This window comes from Pseudoteredinibacter isoporae (genome assembly GCF_011602085.1).
Taxonomy (GTDB): domain Bacteria; phylum Pseudomonadota; class Gammaproteobacteria; order Pseudomonadales; family Cellvibrionaceae; genus Pseudoteredinibacter; species Pseudoteredinibacter isoporae.
On the sequence record NZ_JAAONY010000003.1, the window covers coordinates 196102 to 211824 of the forward strand.

Here is a 15723-nt window from a genome sequence, read left to right on the forward strand (position 1 = left end):
TTTCATTTCCAACCTTTATCTCAAACAATCGATAGTGGATTCCTGCTTTCTCCTCATAGTTTCAATACTTTCCATGTGTATATTTGTGCCGTCACATACAACAAGGAACTACTATGAAAAATAAAATAATAGCACTCACCCTTAGCCTACTGGCATCAAGCCAAGCATTTGCAACGGCAAACAGGCCTGGAGAGGTTTGCGTTGATTCGGAGTTTATTACCCAGTTGGAATTCGGTTACATCACCAATATCACAGGTGGTCCCGATCACGGCTCCGCCGTTCTGGTTCACCTGTCAGATGGAACCTCCATCCCATTAAATTTCCACATGAACGCCAACGATCGCAAAGGTAAGGCCATTATCGACGCACTCACATTAGCGTTCTTTTCCCAAAGAAAAGTTACACTTCTCGATCACTGGGGTCATAGATGCGATGACTTCGACCAGCTTATTATTCCTAGCCCGTAATCGACCAAGCCAAATGGTTTTCGGGACCAATAAACAAACGGGGCTTTGACCAGCCCCGTTACGTATATCACCATCTATTTCGAACAAACTGCAATAAAACACAGCCAACGAGGGAACTCTGATATTGTATTTTTAAATATGTTCTTAGTTTCATGTTAGATCGCCCCGTAGCAACAGAACCCACAAACACCTCGCCCCACGAAGTCAATCTTCCACTTATTCAATATATCGGTACAAAAATTCTACCCGAGAAAGAAAATATTAAAGCTTGGAGAATATATAAAGTAAAATTTTATCAGACACCACCTCCAAATTGACACTTAACAGCTGCCACTTAAAGGAAGGTAAAGCCCTGGCAAACAGAGGTCCCGAATTATTTCCTGGCACTCCAAAGTACAAACTACACTTTGGATATCTTCCCCTTATTCACTTAGCATAGCCATCCTATATTCAAGGTAAAACCTCTTCGGGCAGAAAGGGTGTAAAAATAAAAATTGCTATTATCGGTGCCGGCATTGGTGGGTTAACTACAGCCCTCTTCCTTGAGAGGCAAGGGTTTGAGGTCCAACTATTCGAGCAATCCAACGAAATCAAGCTCATTGGGGCCGGGATTATACTGGCCCATAATGCCATGCAGGTTTTTGACAAGTTGAACCTCAAGGAAACGATCACTGAGCAGGGCAAGGCTTTGACATCGTTTAAGATAAAGACCTCAAAGTTCGAAGACATTAACGAAATCAATACCCAAACTTTCGGTCGAAAGTTTTCTGTATCCAGCATCGCAATTAAACGATCGGAATTGCAAGCACTGCTTCTCAAAGAGATTCAGACCACCCAGATTTCTCTGGGCAAGAGGGTCATCGGTTTTAATACCGAACAGGAAACCTCCATTCACTTTGCTGACGGTAGCTCATTTCCATGTGACACCGTGATTTCAGCCGACGGCATTCATTCCATTACGCGGCGTGAACTCTTCAAAACCGGTATTATTAGAAAACCAGGCCAGACCTGCTGGCGAGGCATATCAACGATCAATCTCCCCAAAGCCTATAAAAGTGAATTAAACGAACTTTGGGGTAAGGGATCACGCTTTGGTTTTGTTGAAGTTTCGGAAAATCAGGTTTACTGGTACGGTCTGCACAATAGCAAAAGAGAGTTAGAGCAAAGTGAACTTTTAGACTTGTTCCAAAACTACGCGCCGATTGTTGCTGATATCATCACTAGCACGCCCACCGACAATATACATCTAAGTGAAATTTCCGATCTAAAACCCATCCCTAACTGGCACAAGAACACTGTTTGTTTGCTGGGCGATGCTGCACATGCGACAACCCCCAATATGGGACAAAGCGCCTGCCAGGCGATAGAAGACGCGTTCGTATTAAGCCACTATCTTGGCAAGCACCCGGCGGAACTTGCCTTTGCCAAATTTGAGGAATCCAGAAAAGAGAAGGCTCGAAGGGTCGTCAATATGAGCTGGTGGCTAGGCTATATTTCACAGTTGGAAAGCCCTGTTCTCTCTGCGATAAGAAACTTTTTGTTTCGCAAAGCACCGAAGAAATACAACAGTGAGCAAACCGAAAAAATTTATTCATTGCCCGATTGTCAATAGGGGCTGTTTGAAGTTTCACCCCAAGAGAATTGGCCTTAGCCCTCCTCCCCTAACGCAACCCTGACCACAAAACCTCCCAGAACATCACCACCACGAAAGTTGTCTCTGGCACTGTCAGGGTGACCGTTGTGACACAAAACGCAACTGATATCCCCAGCAACATCAGCATAGACAGCCGTATAGTAACGTCGCCCATTCAACACTTCGACTTGATAAAAAGCTTCTGCCGGATTTTCTGCAACCGCTTTAAGCCCTTCCCGAACAACCGCGGACCTGGGCTGATTATTCGCATTAATTGGCCAAAGGGATTTTAATCCAAGCTCCACACTCGCATCGTCGGTTTCAAAGCCTTCACTCACATAGCGGGCCATTTGTGCGGGCAAAGGCAGCGTATGAGCTTCCTCCCAATTTTCCGTAGCAGCAATAACATTTCTTCTGACACTCAAAGGCGTAACGACATTTTTAGCGTAGGCATCCCGTGAAGCGCGAAGTAACTGATGTAAAGAGTCAGTCATCAATCTCGGGCTGACCGATAACTGCTCTTCGTCTGAAGTGGAAAATTTGCAGGCAGAGAGTATAGAGATAGAAGGTATTAGTATCAGGAATACACAGAGTCGAAATGAAACAGCCAGCTTCATAGGGTTATCCATTATAAGAATTATTGTAGGCGCTCAATATAACATTGCTATGCAGAGGTGATTTTCACAAATTTATCACGGCAAGAGCAGCCACTTGAGGTCGACCTCTGGATACAAAGCCGTTTGCTGTCAGCTCCCAACTCTCCGAATCATCGTGTTACCATTGTGAGCAATACATGGGAGTATAGTTAAGATGAGATTATTCATTGTTTTAATATTCGCAGCTGTTTCTGCACAAGGATCAAGTGTATACAAATGCACCGACAAACACGGCAACCCCGTCTATAGCGATAAGCCCTGCAAAGGCGTAAAGGGAGTCGAAGCCAAAGTATCCATCACTCCCCCTCCGACATCCGGTTCATCGTTCGATGACTCAGATAACGAGAAAATCAAAGATCTACGCAAGAAATGGGACCGGGATAAGCTGGAAAAAGAGATCAAACAAGCCAAGAGAGACATACTCCGATATCGTCGGGCTATGGATAGCGAAGTCTCCCAGCTCGAACAAGAACAGCGTATGGCCGCCAATAACCTTGCAGGCGCCCAGTATCACAGCAGCTTGTCAACTCAAATCCGAGCCGCAACCCAGAAGTACACCGCACTCATTGAAGACAAGCGCGAAGAAATAAAAGCGAAACAGAGTAAGCTGGAAGCCATTGAATAATGCAGTTTGAACAAAATTCCTACGAATTCACAGAACCGGTTGGCATTTACTGATATCCGGTAACACCCTCTCTCCTACCGCACAAGGCTAAGCGGTTAGCTTTGGTTTGCATTGTATACAAAACCGAATATGATGGCGCATTTCCAAACTATCCAGGTAGAAGAATAATTATGGGCAAGGGAATAAGAATACCGCACACACTGGTTTTGCTATTGGGCATGATGTTTATTGCCTATATTGCGACATGGGTTGTTCCACAGGGCTTCTTTGAGACGATCACTCTGGAAAATGGCCGCCAGGCCGTAGTTGCCGGAACCTATACCGTCGCGCAAGATCAGGTCAGATTGAGCCCTTTCGACTTTTTAGTCGCCATTCCCAGGGCCTTTGCCGCCGCCCAGGACATTATCTTCTTTGTATTTACCGTAGGTGGCATCCTGGCCATTGCACGGGCGACAGGTACCATTGATGCTCTGATTGGAAGTCTGCTGGAGCGCTTTGGAACAAAGCCCCAGATGCTGATTTTCATGGTCATCTTTGTGTTTTCAATGGCATCAAGTGCCATTGGGACCGCTGGAGAATACATTCCCTTCGTCCTGATTCTCGTGGGCCTCTGTAAGGCAATGAAACTGGATGCAATGACAGCCGTGGGCATGGTTGTTACGGGTTACGGCATTGGTTATGGCGTCTCAGCCTTCAACCCGTTCACTGTTATGGTGGCTCAGCAAATCGCTGAAGTCCCCCTTTACTCTGGTATCGAGTTGCGCCTGGCGATCTTTTTACCGTTTGTACTGATCGGTTTTCATCACGTTTGGCGCTATATGCGAATGATACAAGCGGATCCTTCAGCTTCCTACGTCGTTGGGCAACCCTGCCCCCTGGCCGGCAAGGAAACACTCGATTATCCCAAGCTCAACATACGCCACAAACTGATTCTGCTTGGCCTTATTGCCACCATTGCAACCGCTGTATGGGGCATTTCAGAAAAAGGATGGTATCTCTACCAGCTTGGCGCCATGTTTATTCTGTGGGGCCTGTTTACCATCATCGTGGGCAAGCTCAGCGCCGATGAAGCCGCCAATAAATTCATCGAAGGTGTTCAGGAGCTGGCCACAACCGCCATCCTGGTCGGCGTTGCTCGTGGTATTGCACTCATTATGGAAGACGGCCAGATTCTGCATACTCTGGTTCACGCCATGTCTCTTCCCCTCTCACATCTGGGTGCTGAACTGGCTTCTGTTGGCATGTTTATCATGCAGAGCATTCTCAATCTCTTTATCCCCTCCGGCAGCGGACAAGCCTACGTCACCATGCCGTTGATGGCGCCCGTGAGTGATTTGATCGGTGTTAACCGTCAGATTGCTGTACTGGCTTATCAGTTTGGAGATGGCTTTTCGAATATGATCATCCCGACGAATGCGGTGCTTATGGGCATTATCGGCATGGCAGGTGTGCCTTATAGCGCTTGGTTCAGGTTCTGCTTGCCGCTGATATTGAAGCTGATGTTGGCCGCGTCGATTGTCCTTATGCTGGCTGTGTTTTTTGGTTACGGGGCCGATGTACAACCGGTATAAACAACCGTCGATTCAACACAAACATCGCTCATACTGTGGCGGCTTGATGGCCGCCACAGTTGGCCGATGTCGTGACTCATCAATACGCTATGCCATAATTGGGAGCAGCATCGCTGTCACTTACACACACCCGGTCACGCCCTTCATTTTTGGCCTGATATAAAGCGTCATCCGCTTCAGCTTGAAGCGTGTCAAAGGTATCGGTCCCAAGCAGTTGCCGAGAAGCGATACCGATACTCAGCGAAACCTTTTCATCCAGAACGGGGTGGCTTTGGCATGCATCACTGAAAATCTCGCGTGTTCGATTTGCAATGTTCAATGCAGAGTCGATATTCACCGAATGCAAAAGCACACACACCTCCTCACCTCCCCAGCGGGCAGCAATATCAGCCTCCCGCAACACAGACCGCAATGTTTCAGCTAATATTTTCAACACCTCATCACCAATAGCGTGTCCATATTGGTCGTTGATTGACTTAAAGTGATCGATGTCTAGCATCAACACGGTGACTTGCTGATGATTACGCTTCGCTATAGATATCAACGGCAACAATCGCGCATAGAACCCTCGTCTATTTGGAAGCTCTGTCAGCTCATCGTGATGCGCCGCGAAATCAAGCTTCTCAAGAAGTCGTCCAACGCTTAATAACATTAGCAATGGTGTGCCTATGGTTATCCCCATTAATGCACCCAGCCAGGTAATACTCGACACCCAATTCATTTGCGAACCAATGAAAGGCAAATGCCCCAGCGACCCATAAACAGTGTAAATAGTGCTAAGGCATACTTCGGCCAGCGCTACCGTGGCAGCAATATTGGCCGCCAACTTTTCGATTTTATTATCGCGAGCATATTGAAACAGTATCCAAGCGTAATTTAAGCGCACCCAGATTAACCAGGCACCTACAATGGCGATTCTGAATTCGGCTTTTGGCCACAAAATGGTAAAAGACAAGGTCAGAGCAATGACGGGGAATATAAGCCACACTTTATGTTGATTTGACAGAGGACTACCAACAAATTTATAGGTGCCCATCAACCAGAAAGCATGCCCTAACAATAAACATAAATTATGGCTATTTGCGCGAACGGCAAACGACATATCCTGGAAAAATAAATGTGAACCATAGGCAAACGACAATAGAAAAAGCCCAATCGCCCAATACTTTGCCCCCTCAACTGCACGGCTCATATAGGACAGTATCCCCAAAATAGCCGCACCCACCAGAGAGGCTAAAGACAAGGTCAACATCAAGGTAATATCATCTAATTCCAACGGAGCTCCCCAAGAACATCATGTTCCAGTACCAAGGTAATCGTCAGAAATAAAAGCTCTATTCCCGACACCAACACTTTAAGCCAATAGATAATTCAGTAATCAAAGCGTAGTTTAGTATTATTCATCAAACCAGCAAAAAGTTAGAAAGCATCGGTAGCCCTCCAAACAGTATGGATTTAACCAAAGCCTCCCGGCACTGTATCCCAACCCCAGAATAAGACAATACTTGAATGGCCGGCACTCAACGAAAATACTGCTCACCGCTAAATGAACCCGACCTGAGGAATCCAGGCTTTCAGCTAATTATTGCAACAGCCCACTTATCCTTAAATATTATGGAAGCTCAGCATTAAACACATGAATATTCATGCATCAAGCAACACTGATGACGCCTGCATGCAAGCTGCCCAGTGGCTGTAACTGGAGAACAGGCTAATTGTGAATCTCCGATCATTCAAACCTTCAGCAATAGTATTACGTCTCAGTGAATTCAATTTCAATAAACGAGACAACAGCTATGATTTCTCTCGTCACAAGAGCATTACTATTCTGTGCCATATCATTGCATCTAAATGCCGAACAGCTGCCACTTATAATGGAACGGCCTTTTATCGACGGAAAAAGAGATCCATTTCTACAGTCGATCGCTCCTTCCAAGTTTACTAAGATCTACACATTCGATAACGAGTACTCAGACGATAATATCAATGCACAATACACCTTAGCGATTCATAAGGAAGGTCTTTATGTCCTCATAGAAACCAACGCCCAGTCATTGAGTTACCACAAAAGAGGGTTCTTGTATGGCGATGGGTTTAAAGTGATGGTCGGCAAGGCAAATCCGTTCGGTCGATCCAAAGAGTATATTGAGTTGTCCTATTCTCCAACTAACTTGAAGAAAGACAAAAAACAAGAACAGTATATATCCTCCTACAATGGTTCAAGTCTGGGAAAGAAACTCTCATCAGGAGCATCCATCGCAGCAAGTGAAACAGATAGCGGCACAAGCTTTGAAGCGTTTATCCCCTGGAACGATATCCACCCCTATCACCCTTCAACAAATCGACATGTCGGGATTAATCTGTATTTCGCCAAAGGAATGAAAAGTCTCCAGGGGCAATACGTCACCAAAGGCTTCGCAATAAAGCCGGACGAAGGGTTTTGGGACGAAGCCATAACATCACGCAGCTTGAAGTCCTATAAAACCGAGCAGACTGCTCAGTTTAGGTCAACTTTTTCAAACAGCTTTTATTTTGACCATCACACGGTTATCAGCGGGCAATCATTAATGATACGCTTTCCGTTTAAGCAATCACAAAAGCCCAAAGTGTTTCAGATTTTGTCTCAAGGCGGAGCTCAGAATACATCTCAGAATACCTCGCCGGATACACCCCAAGATAACGCTCGGAACGAAACTTACAACGGCCAACCTGTATATACATTCTCAGGCACACCCGATCCGGCAGGTTCAGTGGCATTTAACACCGCAGCCATTCCAGCCGGAACCTACATCCTGAGAACAAGAGACCGCCCAGGCAACTTTGAACAAGCCTTTACGGTGTTACCCAGCACAAGACTCGAACCGCTTCTTAGAGAAGTAATGGAAAATAAAAGTTTGAGCAAAGGCTTAGAAGATACGTTTCGATTTCAAATCAAAACCATAGAAGATGAAATCCTTGCCCTGAAACCCTACGAACCGGCTGATCATCTTCAACAGAAAATACTGAAAACGGCATCAAACATTCGATCTGCACTGAGTGGCAAGGCGGTTTTTTCTGATGGACAGAAAGTCTATCGGAGAGCCTTTCAATCCATGCTGGACGGCAGCCTGCAACCCTACTCCATCAAACTGCCAGCTCATTATTCACCGAGCAAACAGTATCCACTACTGGTATTCCTGCATGGCAGCGGACAAGACGAACAGCGCCTGCTGGAAAAACAACGAGGAAACGGGGAGTTTATCGAACTTGCGCCTCTTGGAAGAGATCAGCTTAATGCCTATGCGTTTAAACATTCAAAAATTGATATTGATGAAGCTATAGCAGACGCCTCCCGGCATTATTCGATAGACAACAACAAGATAGTCATCGGAGGCTTTTCAATGGGCGGCTATGGCGCTCTTAAAATATTCTCTGAATCACCTGACAAATACAAAGGCCTGGCGATTTTTGCTGGCCACCCCAACCTGGCCAACCTATGGCTGGACTCTGATCAATTCCCTGATTTTTCCAAAGCAGACTCTCTATCAATATTTCGCGATGTTCCCGTATTTATCTACCATGGTACTGCAGATCCAGCGTTGAGCTACGCCCCTATGCAGCAGTTAAGCCTGCTCCTTGCTGAACAAGGAGCACACGTAAGCACATCATTTGTGAAAGGTAGAGGCCATTTGTATCAGGACGAAAACAGCCATCTAAAATACAGCAATTGGTTGCTCAGGGTACTGAAGCACTAAAAAGAAAACGTTGTATGATCGGCGAAATTACACGGCGGCTTGCTCCAAAAGCCGCCCTTCTGTTTTATCGACTTGTTGGTCATCACGATTTATTGTTAAATTACTTGATCTTAACATTTGTGGTGAGATGCAAAAAGAAAAACGGTTTTACAAGATAACAGCATATAAACACTTATGATAATTACAACATAAAATTCAAGCATCAGGTTTTCCCGTTTTTTCCACTAACGTTCAAAACCGAAGCCTGACATATTGACTCGCATTCGAATAAGATGTTTCCCCAACATCAGGGATCAGTGAATGCAAAACCGTAACGTAAATACACCACAAAAACGGCCACCCCAAACTGATTAATAATCCAGCAAATGGTTCAAGCAACGAGCAAGATCAATACAGGCGAAGATCAGTAATCTTAAACATTCTGATACTAAGTTCGAAATAAGCGACAAACTTAAATTTTAATAACTCATCAAAATATCATATTTAAAAATCGTTAAACAGGAGCAAAAAAACACCCGAAAATCAGGCCGCCTACCTGTCTTTAAAAGAATATTGAGCATTACAACACAAAAAATATCGCTTAAAAAAAATGATTCTCTTCTTATTTGCCTGAATTGCTCATTTTAGACCCGACTTTTCCAGAATTTTCACGCAGAAGCTGTTGATTCCTCCTATCAGTAGCGTCCTTCAAAAGCTCATACCCCCTATGCCCTGTGGCCCAGAGCACTATCGATAAGTTTTCAATATGGTCATACTCCAGAAGAAGCATACCCCAGCAAAAAACATATAGTATTTTAGTGATTCTTAATTCCACTTAACGTAAGCTAAAGCTACTAAAACAACTAAGCTTAAAGAAGCAAAAGAAAAATTTTAGAATCAAGCTTTCGTTAAAAAGCAGATTTTTCCAGATGGATTTATTAACAGGATAAGTATTTTTTCAAGACTGAAGCATCTACCTATACCAATAAGCTTCATAGAGTTATCAGTGTTTGAGAAGTAGGAATTGCTATGGAAGATCTGAACCTTTTAAGCTGGGGGGCTGGGGACAAAGTAATCACAACATTCCAGAAAAGATTACTTGTAATTATCACTGCACTCTGCTTACTAGGATACATCCCCTTTACCTATGTAAGCGCATTAAACGGCAATCATTCTATTGTTTTTGCAAATGCCGGATTTTCCATTTTTCTAACGTTATTTGTTTCGTTCTCACTTATTACTCAAAAAAGAGCACCGTTGCTCCTTATTTTTCTAACCCTGCTTTTTCTGTTGATATCGTCAACGCTACCTATTTTATATGTCGGTCAGAAAGGGCTTTTTTGGTTTTTTCCCATTACCCTTTCTGTCTCTTTTCTATTTCCAGCCAAAATAGCACTTATTTTCGGAACACTGGAACTCATGTTTTCCTCTGCGTTTGCGGCCATTGAGGTCGAAAGCCCAATGAGCATCCGGTTCATTTATGCTGCTACCTTTACACTGGTCTTTTGCAACCTAATATCATTTCGCCTGCATAGAAACCAGGCACACCTGATCAGCATATCCGTCACGGATGCCATGACTGGCCTGTTAAACCGGCATGCCCTGGACCAGCAGCTTCAACGCAGCTGGAACATATGGAAAGAAAAAGGGATACCGTCGGTTGTTGCCATGATTGATTTAGACAAGCTCAAAGAAGTTAACGACTCGCACGGCCATGATGTCGGGGACAAGAACATCATAGCGTTTTCATACCTTGCAAAAAGCATGATACGAAAAAACGACACCATATTCAGAATCGGTGGCGATGAATTCCTTATCATCCTCGAAGGTACAAATTACAGCGGCTCACTCCGAGTTCTCAACGAATTGAAACAGAGAACATTTGATTCCAGCAAAATCATAACAACCATTAGCACTGGAGCTGCCAGCATCAGCGGATGTGAATCCATTGATGAGTGGATTAAAAGAGCCGACCAGTCACTTTACAAAGCCAAAGAGCAAGGGAGAAATTACGTGGAGTTTTCAAAGAACTGGGAGAGCACCACTAGCGGAAGGTCTCATTTTGAGAGCACCCATTGTGAGAAGTTAAATGCAAATTAGGGATTTTAAAAAGAAAGCTAATCCAGATCTGGAAAAGATCTTTTCATTTTACGCATAAAAACTAAAACTTTTTAACCAAAAAATATTTTAAATTACTTTAAAATATTAACACGAAGGTACCAAAAAATGGGACTAGCCAATCATGCCATCGACCAGCATTAACCCTTCAGAAAATTCTGAACACAACCCTTCTTTCAGCGCTTCCAGTGCACAATGCACCTGTAGTCTTAGCCGCAGAAGTAATGCGGCTCTTTTTAACCCTTTTTTCGCAGCAAATAGCCGTCAACATTCCAAATAGAAGAAAACTAATTAGGACGAACCATAATTCTAATGAGTAGAAAAACACATATTATTGATCTGGCATTTATAGAGGAATCTATCAGCCAGTTTGAAGACATCCTTCCAAAACCCAGGGGGAAAAAGGGACAAATTTCAGCAAGCCAACTCATCGGTGCCCTGCTGTATATAACTGTGCATAAGTGCCCTTGGTCAAAGCTCCCGAAAACCTATGGCGATTGGAGGGTTATCTACACAAAGGCCGATCGCTGGGCTCGTTCTGGGCTATTGGGGAATATCTTTAAAAACCTCGCTCAACTTCACCCAAACCTGTTTAAAATTACCAATGTTAAAGTATTTTTTGACACCCCCTCTTCCAAGGAGTGGATTGCAAACAACATCAAGAATACCTCCAACAACCTAGTGCTTATTGAAGAAGCCAAAGGCGATGGATACTTTCTTTGGCACAATGTTATTTGTGTGTCTTAATGCTCCCCGCTTTGCTCAAAACAACACACTGTAAAAGATCATCTGGAACGCCTCTTCCCGGACAACCCCAGCCTGACGCCTGATGCGCCTTTCCCATATAAAGAAAATAGGCGCCAGCTCATTCTAAGGTCGCATGTTCAAGTCTTTGAGCTGCGTGCTAGCCTGCTGTTGAAGTGCCTACAACAATAACGTCAAGAGGACATTCAACATGCTTGCAAGCAGATCATTTATTCTATCTATGAGCATCTCAATTGCTCTTCTCACCTCACTGCTGCCATCAAAGGCCCTGTCGCTGAGCTGCGGAAGCTATAACTTCCCCGCCTGCTCAGGCGCAGAAGACCAGTTTGCGGGCGGCTTTGCCCCGGTAAGCGGATATGGCGGCTTTGGCGGTGGCCAATGCAGTGCCAGCAAGACACCCGTTATTTTTATTCATGGTAATGGTGATCAAGCGATCAACTGGGATGCGCCACCAACCCAGGCAGCGCCCGGGTACAGCCTGCCCAGCCGCAGCGTATATGACGAATTCAAAGCCCGGGGATATAACGATTGTGAGCTGTTTGGAATTAGTTATCTGAGCCCCTACGAACGATCGATGCCAGGCTCGAATTATCACGAAGACGATAAACAAGCGATTCTCGCGGATTTCATAGACAGCGTGAAAACTTACACCGGCAAAAACGAAGTGGACATTGTCGCCCATTCTCTCGGTGTCAGCATGGCGTTATCCTCGTTAAAACGATATTCCAAATGGGGAAGCGTTCGACGCTTTATTAATATTGCAGGCGCCGTTCGCGGCTTGCAGTCCTGCCGATATGTCGGCTATGCCAACCCTTTGTTTTCAACCTGTGCAGGACAGAATATTTACGATAGCTACACATTTGGGCTTCACCCCAGCACCGGTGCGTTTTACGTCAGCTGGGGGCGTAATGATTGGACTGGAAGCAGCAGCAATAAAAGCATGCGACGAGCGCCCCAGTACAATAGCGCCGTAAAGTTTTACACCCTTCATGCAGGGTTTCGAGACCAGGTTCATTGCAGTACATTAATTGGCTATAGCGTTTGCGACAGTGGCTCTCTATTTAACAATCGCCCCAATGTACAGGCTCAAATCAACGTCGGGGCAGGCTCACTTGCCAGCTCTATCGATATGAACTTCGATGATTTTAGTCCTTTGAATCTATTAGGTGGAGATGCCGACGGCGTCGGACACTTCGGTGCAAAAATCAACACCGGTGTGATTTTGTATGAAATGTTGAACAGCCAATGCTCAGGGACAAATTGTGCAGGTCAATATAGTGGGCCGGTTCAATGAGCCAAACTACAAGAAAGTGAAACGCTCAATGACTGCCCTGATCTCTCCATTCCCCGCTATAACCCAGCGGGGAATGATTAACTGACGCCTACATTCGAAATATCACTGACTGGGGGTATCAGCCGACTCTTGAAGTCGCGAATCTCCCTACCTGGCCCATGATGAATATGGTCCGGTTCGCACATAGCTCGCATGTTAATGACCCTGGAGAAGCCACAATGATTAACGGAGAACAAAAAAGTCTTGATTTATGGATTCACCATCTACGTTAGAAAGATGAAAGGTGTAAACGATCATGATGGCCATCAACGATATCCATTGAATGCGATTCGCGTATTAAACGAAACACCTCAAAAGCTTTTAGATCGTTAGTCCTCCCTGAAGGGAGAATATCAATTTGAGTTATACAGGGCCCTAGCATACGGTGAAGATATTGGGTAAAGCGGAGTTTCTGCAATTCAACACCGAACTCTTCAAGCGTAGTTTGATGTTCAGCTCTAGTGCCCTGTGTTTATGCTATGTCGTGCGATGACAACACCAAGGCCACTATTTCTATAAGTAATCTCATCTTCCTTAGAAACCCTAGAAACTGAAACGTTGACGTAGACCATGTACTGAAACTGAAGCATCCCCCACCACTCTCGGTCGGTAACGATACTTTTTAAGTGTGCGAGTTGCAATTTTTTCCGCCGCTTCTGAACCTGTACTATTGTCTATTACTTTGACGCCTTCCACCCGTCCGTGTTCATTAACTGAAAATTGAAGAGTTACTTTGCCAGAGGGAATTTTTTTTCGATCACTTTTTGACATCTTCATGTGACCGCCGCGCTTCAGACTATACTCCTGGTAATTAAATGTGCCTGATCCCAGCTTGCAGAATCCGCCCCCTCCAAGGTTGTACATATGCGTGTTTGTTTTCATAAATGCATATGGTGAGGGATAAGAAAATCGCGCTTTTTGCGATTCCACACAAACAATCAGCCCTTCCTTTCCTATCAAGTTAGCCATACTAACCGACTGTAATTCATAATCTTCAGTAGACAAGGGTTTCATTCGATGGGCCACTAGATTTTTCACTTCAGAAAGCTTCTTAGCATCCAGAGTGACAGGAGAAATTACTAATTCTCCTGCAAGACTCTGACTTGAAAAAATACAACAAGTAATGAAAGTTAGAAAATACCGTTTAAGTATGACCATCCTGAATTCTTCCTTAGTATTCCATTGAAATTACCATCCCTGAGCAAATGTTACCTTGTAATCAGGAAAAAAGAATTAGGAGTATATCAGAGCAAGGCCCACCCTAAACTAGGCCGAGCCAAGCAATTAGGGAAGCTAAGTATGGAGCCACTTCTGGAGATATCTGAAATCAGTTTACGTTACTGAATAATTATGCTGGGGACTAGGTATAATGGGGTGGCTGACGGGGATCGAACCCGCGACCACCGGAATCACAATCCGGGGCTCTACCAACTGAGCTACAGCCACCACTGCAAAGGATGAATATCCTTGAGGGTGTACGCTGGATGGGAAACATCATTTGGGAAAATGGCGCGCCCGGCAGGACTCGAACCTGCGGCCATCCGCTTAGAAGGCGGATGCTCTATCCAGCTGAGCTACGGGCGCCTAAAAGGCCAAACGTGGCTCGAAAAGATGGTCGGAGTGGAGGGATTCGAACCCCCGACCCTCTGGTCCCAAACCAGATGCGCTACCAAGCTGCGCTACACTCCGACTAAACTCGGCGACTGCCGCGTTTCAGGAGGTGCGAATAATACAGATGCCCCCCATGGCCGTCAACGCCTTTTTCAAAAAAAGTTAAATTTCTTTTAATTCAGCAACTTATGCCTTTATTTTGTGCGTTTTGGCGCTTTTTCAAACTCGCTCTGAAAAGCCCTGCCCGGGGTGTGCCAAAAGCCAATTTCTGCACTGCACAGGCGGCCTAATTCTTGGCCTGCTGCCCCACCTATGGGAGAATACGCCGTTTTTAATTGCCCGAGGTTCAGCCCATGCCCGCCCTACTGTTAGATGGCAAAGCCCTTGCCCAAAAAACAGAAGAAGAACTGTCCAGCCGCGTCGACGCCCTGAAAGCTCGCAGCGGCGGCCAAACTCCCATTTTGGCCACTATCCTGGTTGGCGGTGACCCTGCGTCAGCCACCTACGTGAAAATGAAGGGAAATGCCTGTCAGCGCATTGGCATGGACTCCCTTAAGGTCGAACTGCCCGAGGAAACCACTACCGAGCAGCTGCTGACTGAGATCGACTCGCTGAACAACAACCCGAATGTGCACGGCATTCTTCTGCAACACCCGGTACCCGCCCAAATCGATGAGCGCGCCTGCTTTGACGCTATCGCCCTGGAGAAGGACGTGGACGGCGTGACCTGCCTGGGCTTTGGTCGCATGAGCATGGGCGAAGAAGCCTACGGCTGCGCAACCCCTAAAGGCATCATGCGTCTGCTGGAAGCCTATGATATCGACATTGAAGGCAAGCACGCGGTTGTGGTTGGTCGCAGCCCTATTCTCGGTAAGCCAATGGCGATGATGCTGCTGGGGGCCAATGCCACTGTCACCATCTGCCATTCCCGCACTCAAAACCTGGCTGAGCACATCAAGCAGGCCGACATTATCGTTGGCGCCGTGGGCAAGCCTGAGTTTATTAAAGCCGATTGGATTAAAGATGGCGCTGTGGTTGTCGATGCAGGTTACCACCCAGGTGGCGTCGGCGATATCGAACTTGCTCCGCTTGTTGATCGTGTGGCGGCTTACACCCCGGTTCCTGGTGGTGTTGGGCCAATGACCATTAATACGCTGATCTACCAGTCAGTGGATTCTGGTGAGAAGAAGATTGGCTAAAGTAGTTTAAATTCAACTCCCGGAAACCACCC

The 15723-nt window shown here is 45.6% G+C and carries 12 protein-coding genes and 3 tRNA genes; 9 read left to right on the plus strand and 6 right to left on the minus strand.

Translation table 11 applies throughout. The features are described 5' to 3' along the window. The first annotated feature begins 113 nt into the window (after window positions 1-113). Together G8768_RS17195 and G8768_RS17200 are read left to right on the plus strand one after the other, a co-directional pair. Window positions 114-467, plus strand: coding sequence for a hypothetical protein (locus G8768_RS17195; RefSeq protein ID WP_166843707.1), 354 nt, complete (start codon window positions 114-116; stop codon window positions 465-467). A 499-nt stretch (window positions 468-966) separates the two neighbouring features. After that, complete coding sequence (locus G8768_RS17200; RefSeq protein ID WP_341801034.1) at window positions 967-2079, plus strand: FAD-dependent monooxygenase; 1113 nt, start codon at window positions 967-969, stop codon at window positions 2077-2079. Window positions 2080-2114: 35 nt separating this feature from the next. On the opposite strand, the gene G8768_RS17205 is transcribed toward G8768_RS17200, so the two are convergent. Then, window positions 2115-2594 carry a c-type heme family protein gene (locus G8768_RS17205; RefSeq protein ID WP_221450592.1) on the minus strand — a complete coding sequence of 160 codons (480 nt, stop codon included), beginning with the start codon at window positions 2592-2594 and terminating at the stop codon, window positions 2115-2117. Window positions 2595-2910: 316 nt separating this feature from the next. Between G8768_RS17205 and G8768_RS17210 the strand changes: the two genes are divergently transcribed. Both G8768_RS17210 and G8768_RS17215 read left to right on the plus strand, forming a co-directional pair. After that, window positions 2911-3381: a DUF4124 domain-containing protein gene (locus tag G8768_RS17210; protein ID WP_166843705.1), complete on the plus strand. Its 471-nt coding sequence runs from the start codon at window positions 2911-2913 to the stop codon at window positions 3379-3381. Window positions 3382-3551: 170 nt separating this feature from the next. Then, on the plus strand, window positions 3552-4952 hold the full coding sequence (locus G8768_RS17215) for a YfcC family protein (protein WP_166843704.1): 1401 nt from the start codon (window positions 3552-3554) through the stop codon (window positions 4950-4952). A 79-nt stretch (window positions 4953-5031) separates the two neighbouring features. Here G8768_RS17215 and G8768_RS17220 read toward each other — a convergent pair whose 3' ends face one another. Next, window positions 5032-6228 carry a GGDEF domain-containing protein gene (locus tag G8768_RS17220; protein ID WP_166843703.1) on the minus strand — a complete coding sequence of 399 codons (1197 nt, stop codon included), beginning with the start codon at window positions 6226-6228 and terminating at the stop codon, window positions 5032-5034. A 520-nt stretch (window positions 6229-6748) separates the two neighbouring features. On the opposite strand from G8768_RS17220, the gene G8768_RS17225 reads away from it, so the two are divergent. The 4 genes from G8768_RS17225 to phaZ7 all read left to right on the plus strand — a co-directional run bounded on the left by G8768_RS17225 (window position 6749) and on the right by phaZ7 (window position 12842). Then, window positions 6749-8686 (plus strand): carboxylesterase family protein, encoded by a 1938-nt coding sequence (locus tag G8768_RS17225; protein ID WP_166843702.1) that lies wholly within the window; start codon window positions 6749-6751, stop codon window positions 8684-8686. A gap of 1008 nt (window positions 8687-9694) precedes the next feature. Continuing rightward, window positions 9695-10765, plus strand: a complete 1071-nt coding sequence (locus G8768_RS17230) for a GGDEF domain-containing protein (protein ID WP_166843701.1) — start codon at window positions 9695-9697, stop codon at window positions 10763-10765. A gap of 330 nt (window positions 10766-11095) precedes the next feature. Next, complete coding sequence (locus G8768_RS17235; RefSeq protein ID WP_166843700.1) at window positions 11096-11530, plus strand: transposase; 435 nt, start codon at window positions 11096-11098, stop codon at window positions 11528-11530. A gap of 208 nt (window positions 11531-11738) precedes the next feature. Then, window positions 11739-12842 carry an extracellular native short-chain-length polyhydroxyalkanoate depolymerase PhaZ7 gene (phaZ7, locus tag G8768_RS17240; RefSeq protein WP_208020253.1) on the plus strand — a complete coding sequence of 368 codons (1104 nt, stop codon included), beginning with the start codon at window positions 11739-11741 and terminating at the stop codon, window positions 12840-12842. 582 nt (window positions 12843-13424) lie between these two features. Here phaZ7 and G8768_RS17245 read toward each other — a convergent pair. The 4 genes from G8768_RS17245 to G8768_RS17260 all read right to left on the minus strand — a co-directional run bounded on the left by G8768_RS17245 (window position 13425) and on the right by G8768_RS17260 (window position 14570). Further along, window positions 13425-14039 carry an energy transducer TonB gene (locus tag G8768_RS17245; protein WP_166843699.1) on the minus strand — a complete coding sequence of 205 codons (615 nt, stop codon included), beginning with the start codon at window positions 14037-14039 and terminating at the stop codon, window positions 13425-13427. Between the two features lie 212 nt (window positions 14040-14251). Further along, window positions 14252-14327 (minus strand) — tRNA-His (locus G8768_RS17250). Window positions 14328-14388: 61 nt separating this feature from the next. Then, a tRNA-Arg gene (locus tag G8768_RS17255) sits at window positions 14389-14465 on the minus strand. A gap of 28 nt (window positions 14466-14493) precedes the next feature. Continuing rightward, a tRNA-Pro gene (locus tag G8768_RS17260) sits at window positions 14494-14570 on the minus strand. Between the two features lie 275 nt (window positions 14571-14845). Between G8768_RS17260 and folD the strand changes: the two genes are divergently transcribed. Beyond that, window positions 14846-15691 (plus strand): bifunctional methylenetetrahydrofolate dehydrogenase/methenyltetrahydrofolate cyclohydrolase FolD, encoded by an 846-nt coding sequence (gene folD / locus G8768_RS17265; RefSeq protein WP_166843698.1) that lies wholly within the window; start codon window positions 14846-14848, stop codon window positions 15689-15691. Window positions 15692-15723: the final 32 nt, after the last annotated feature.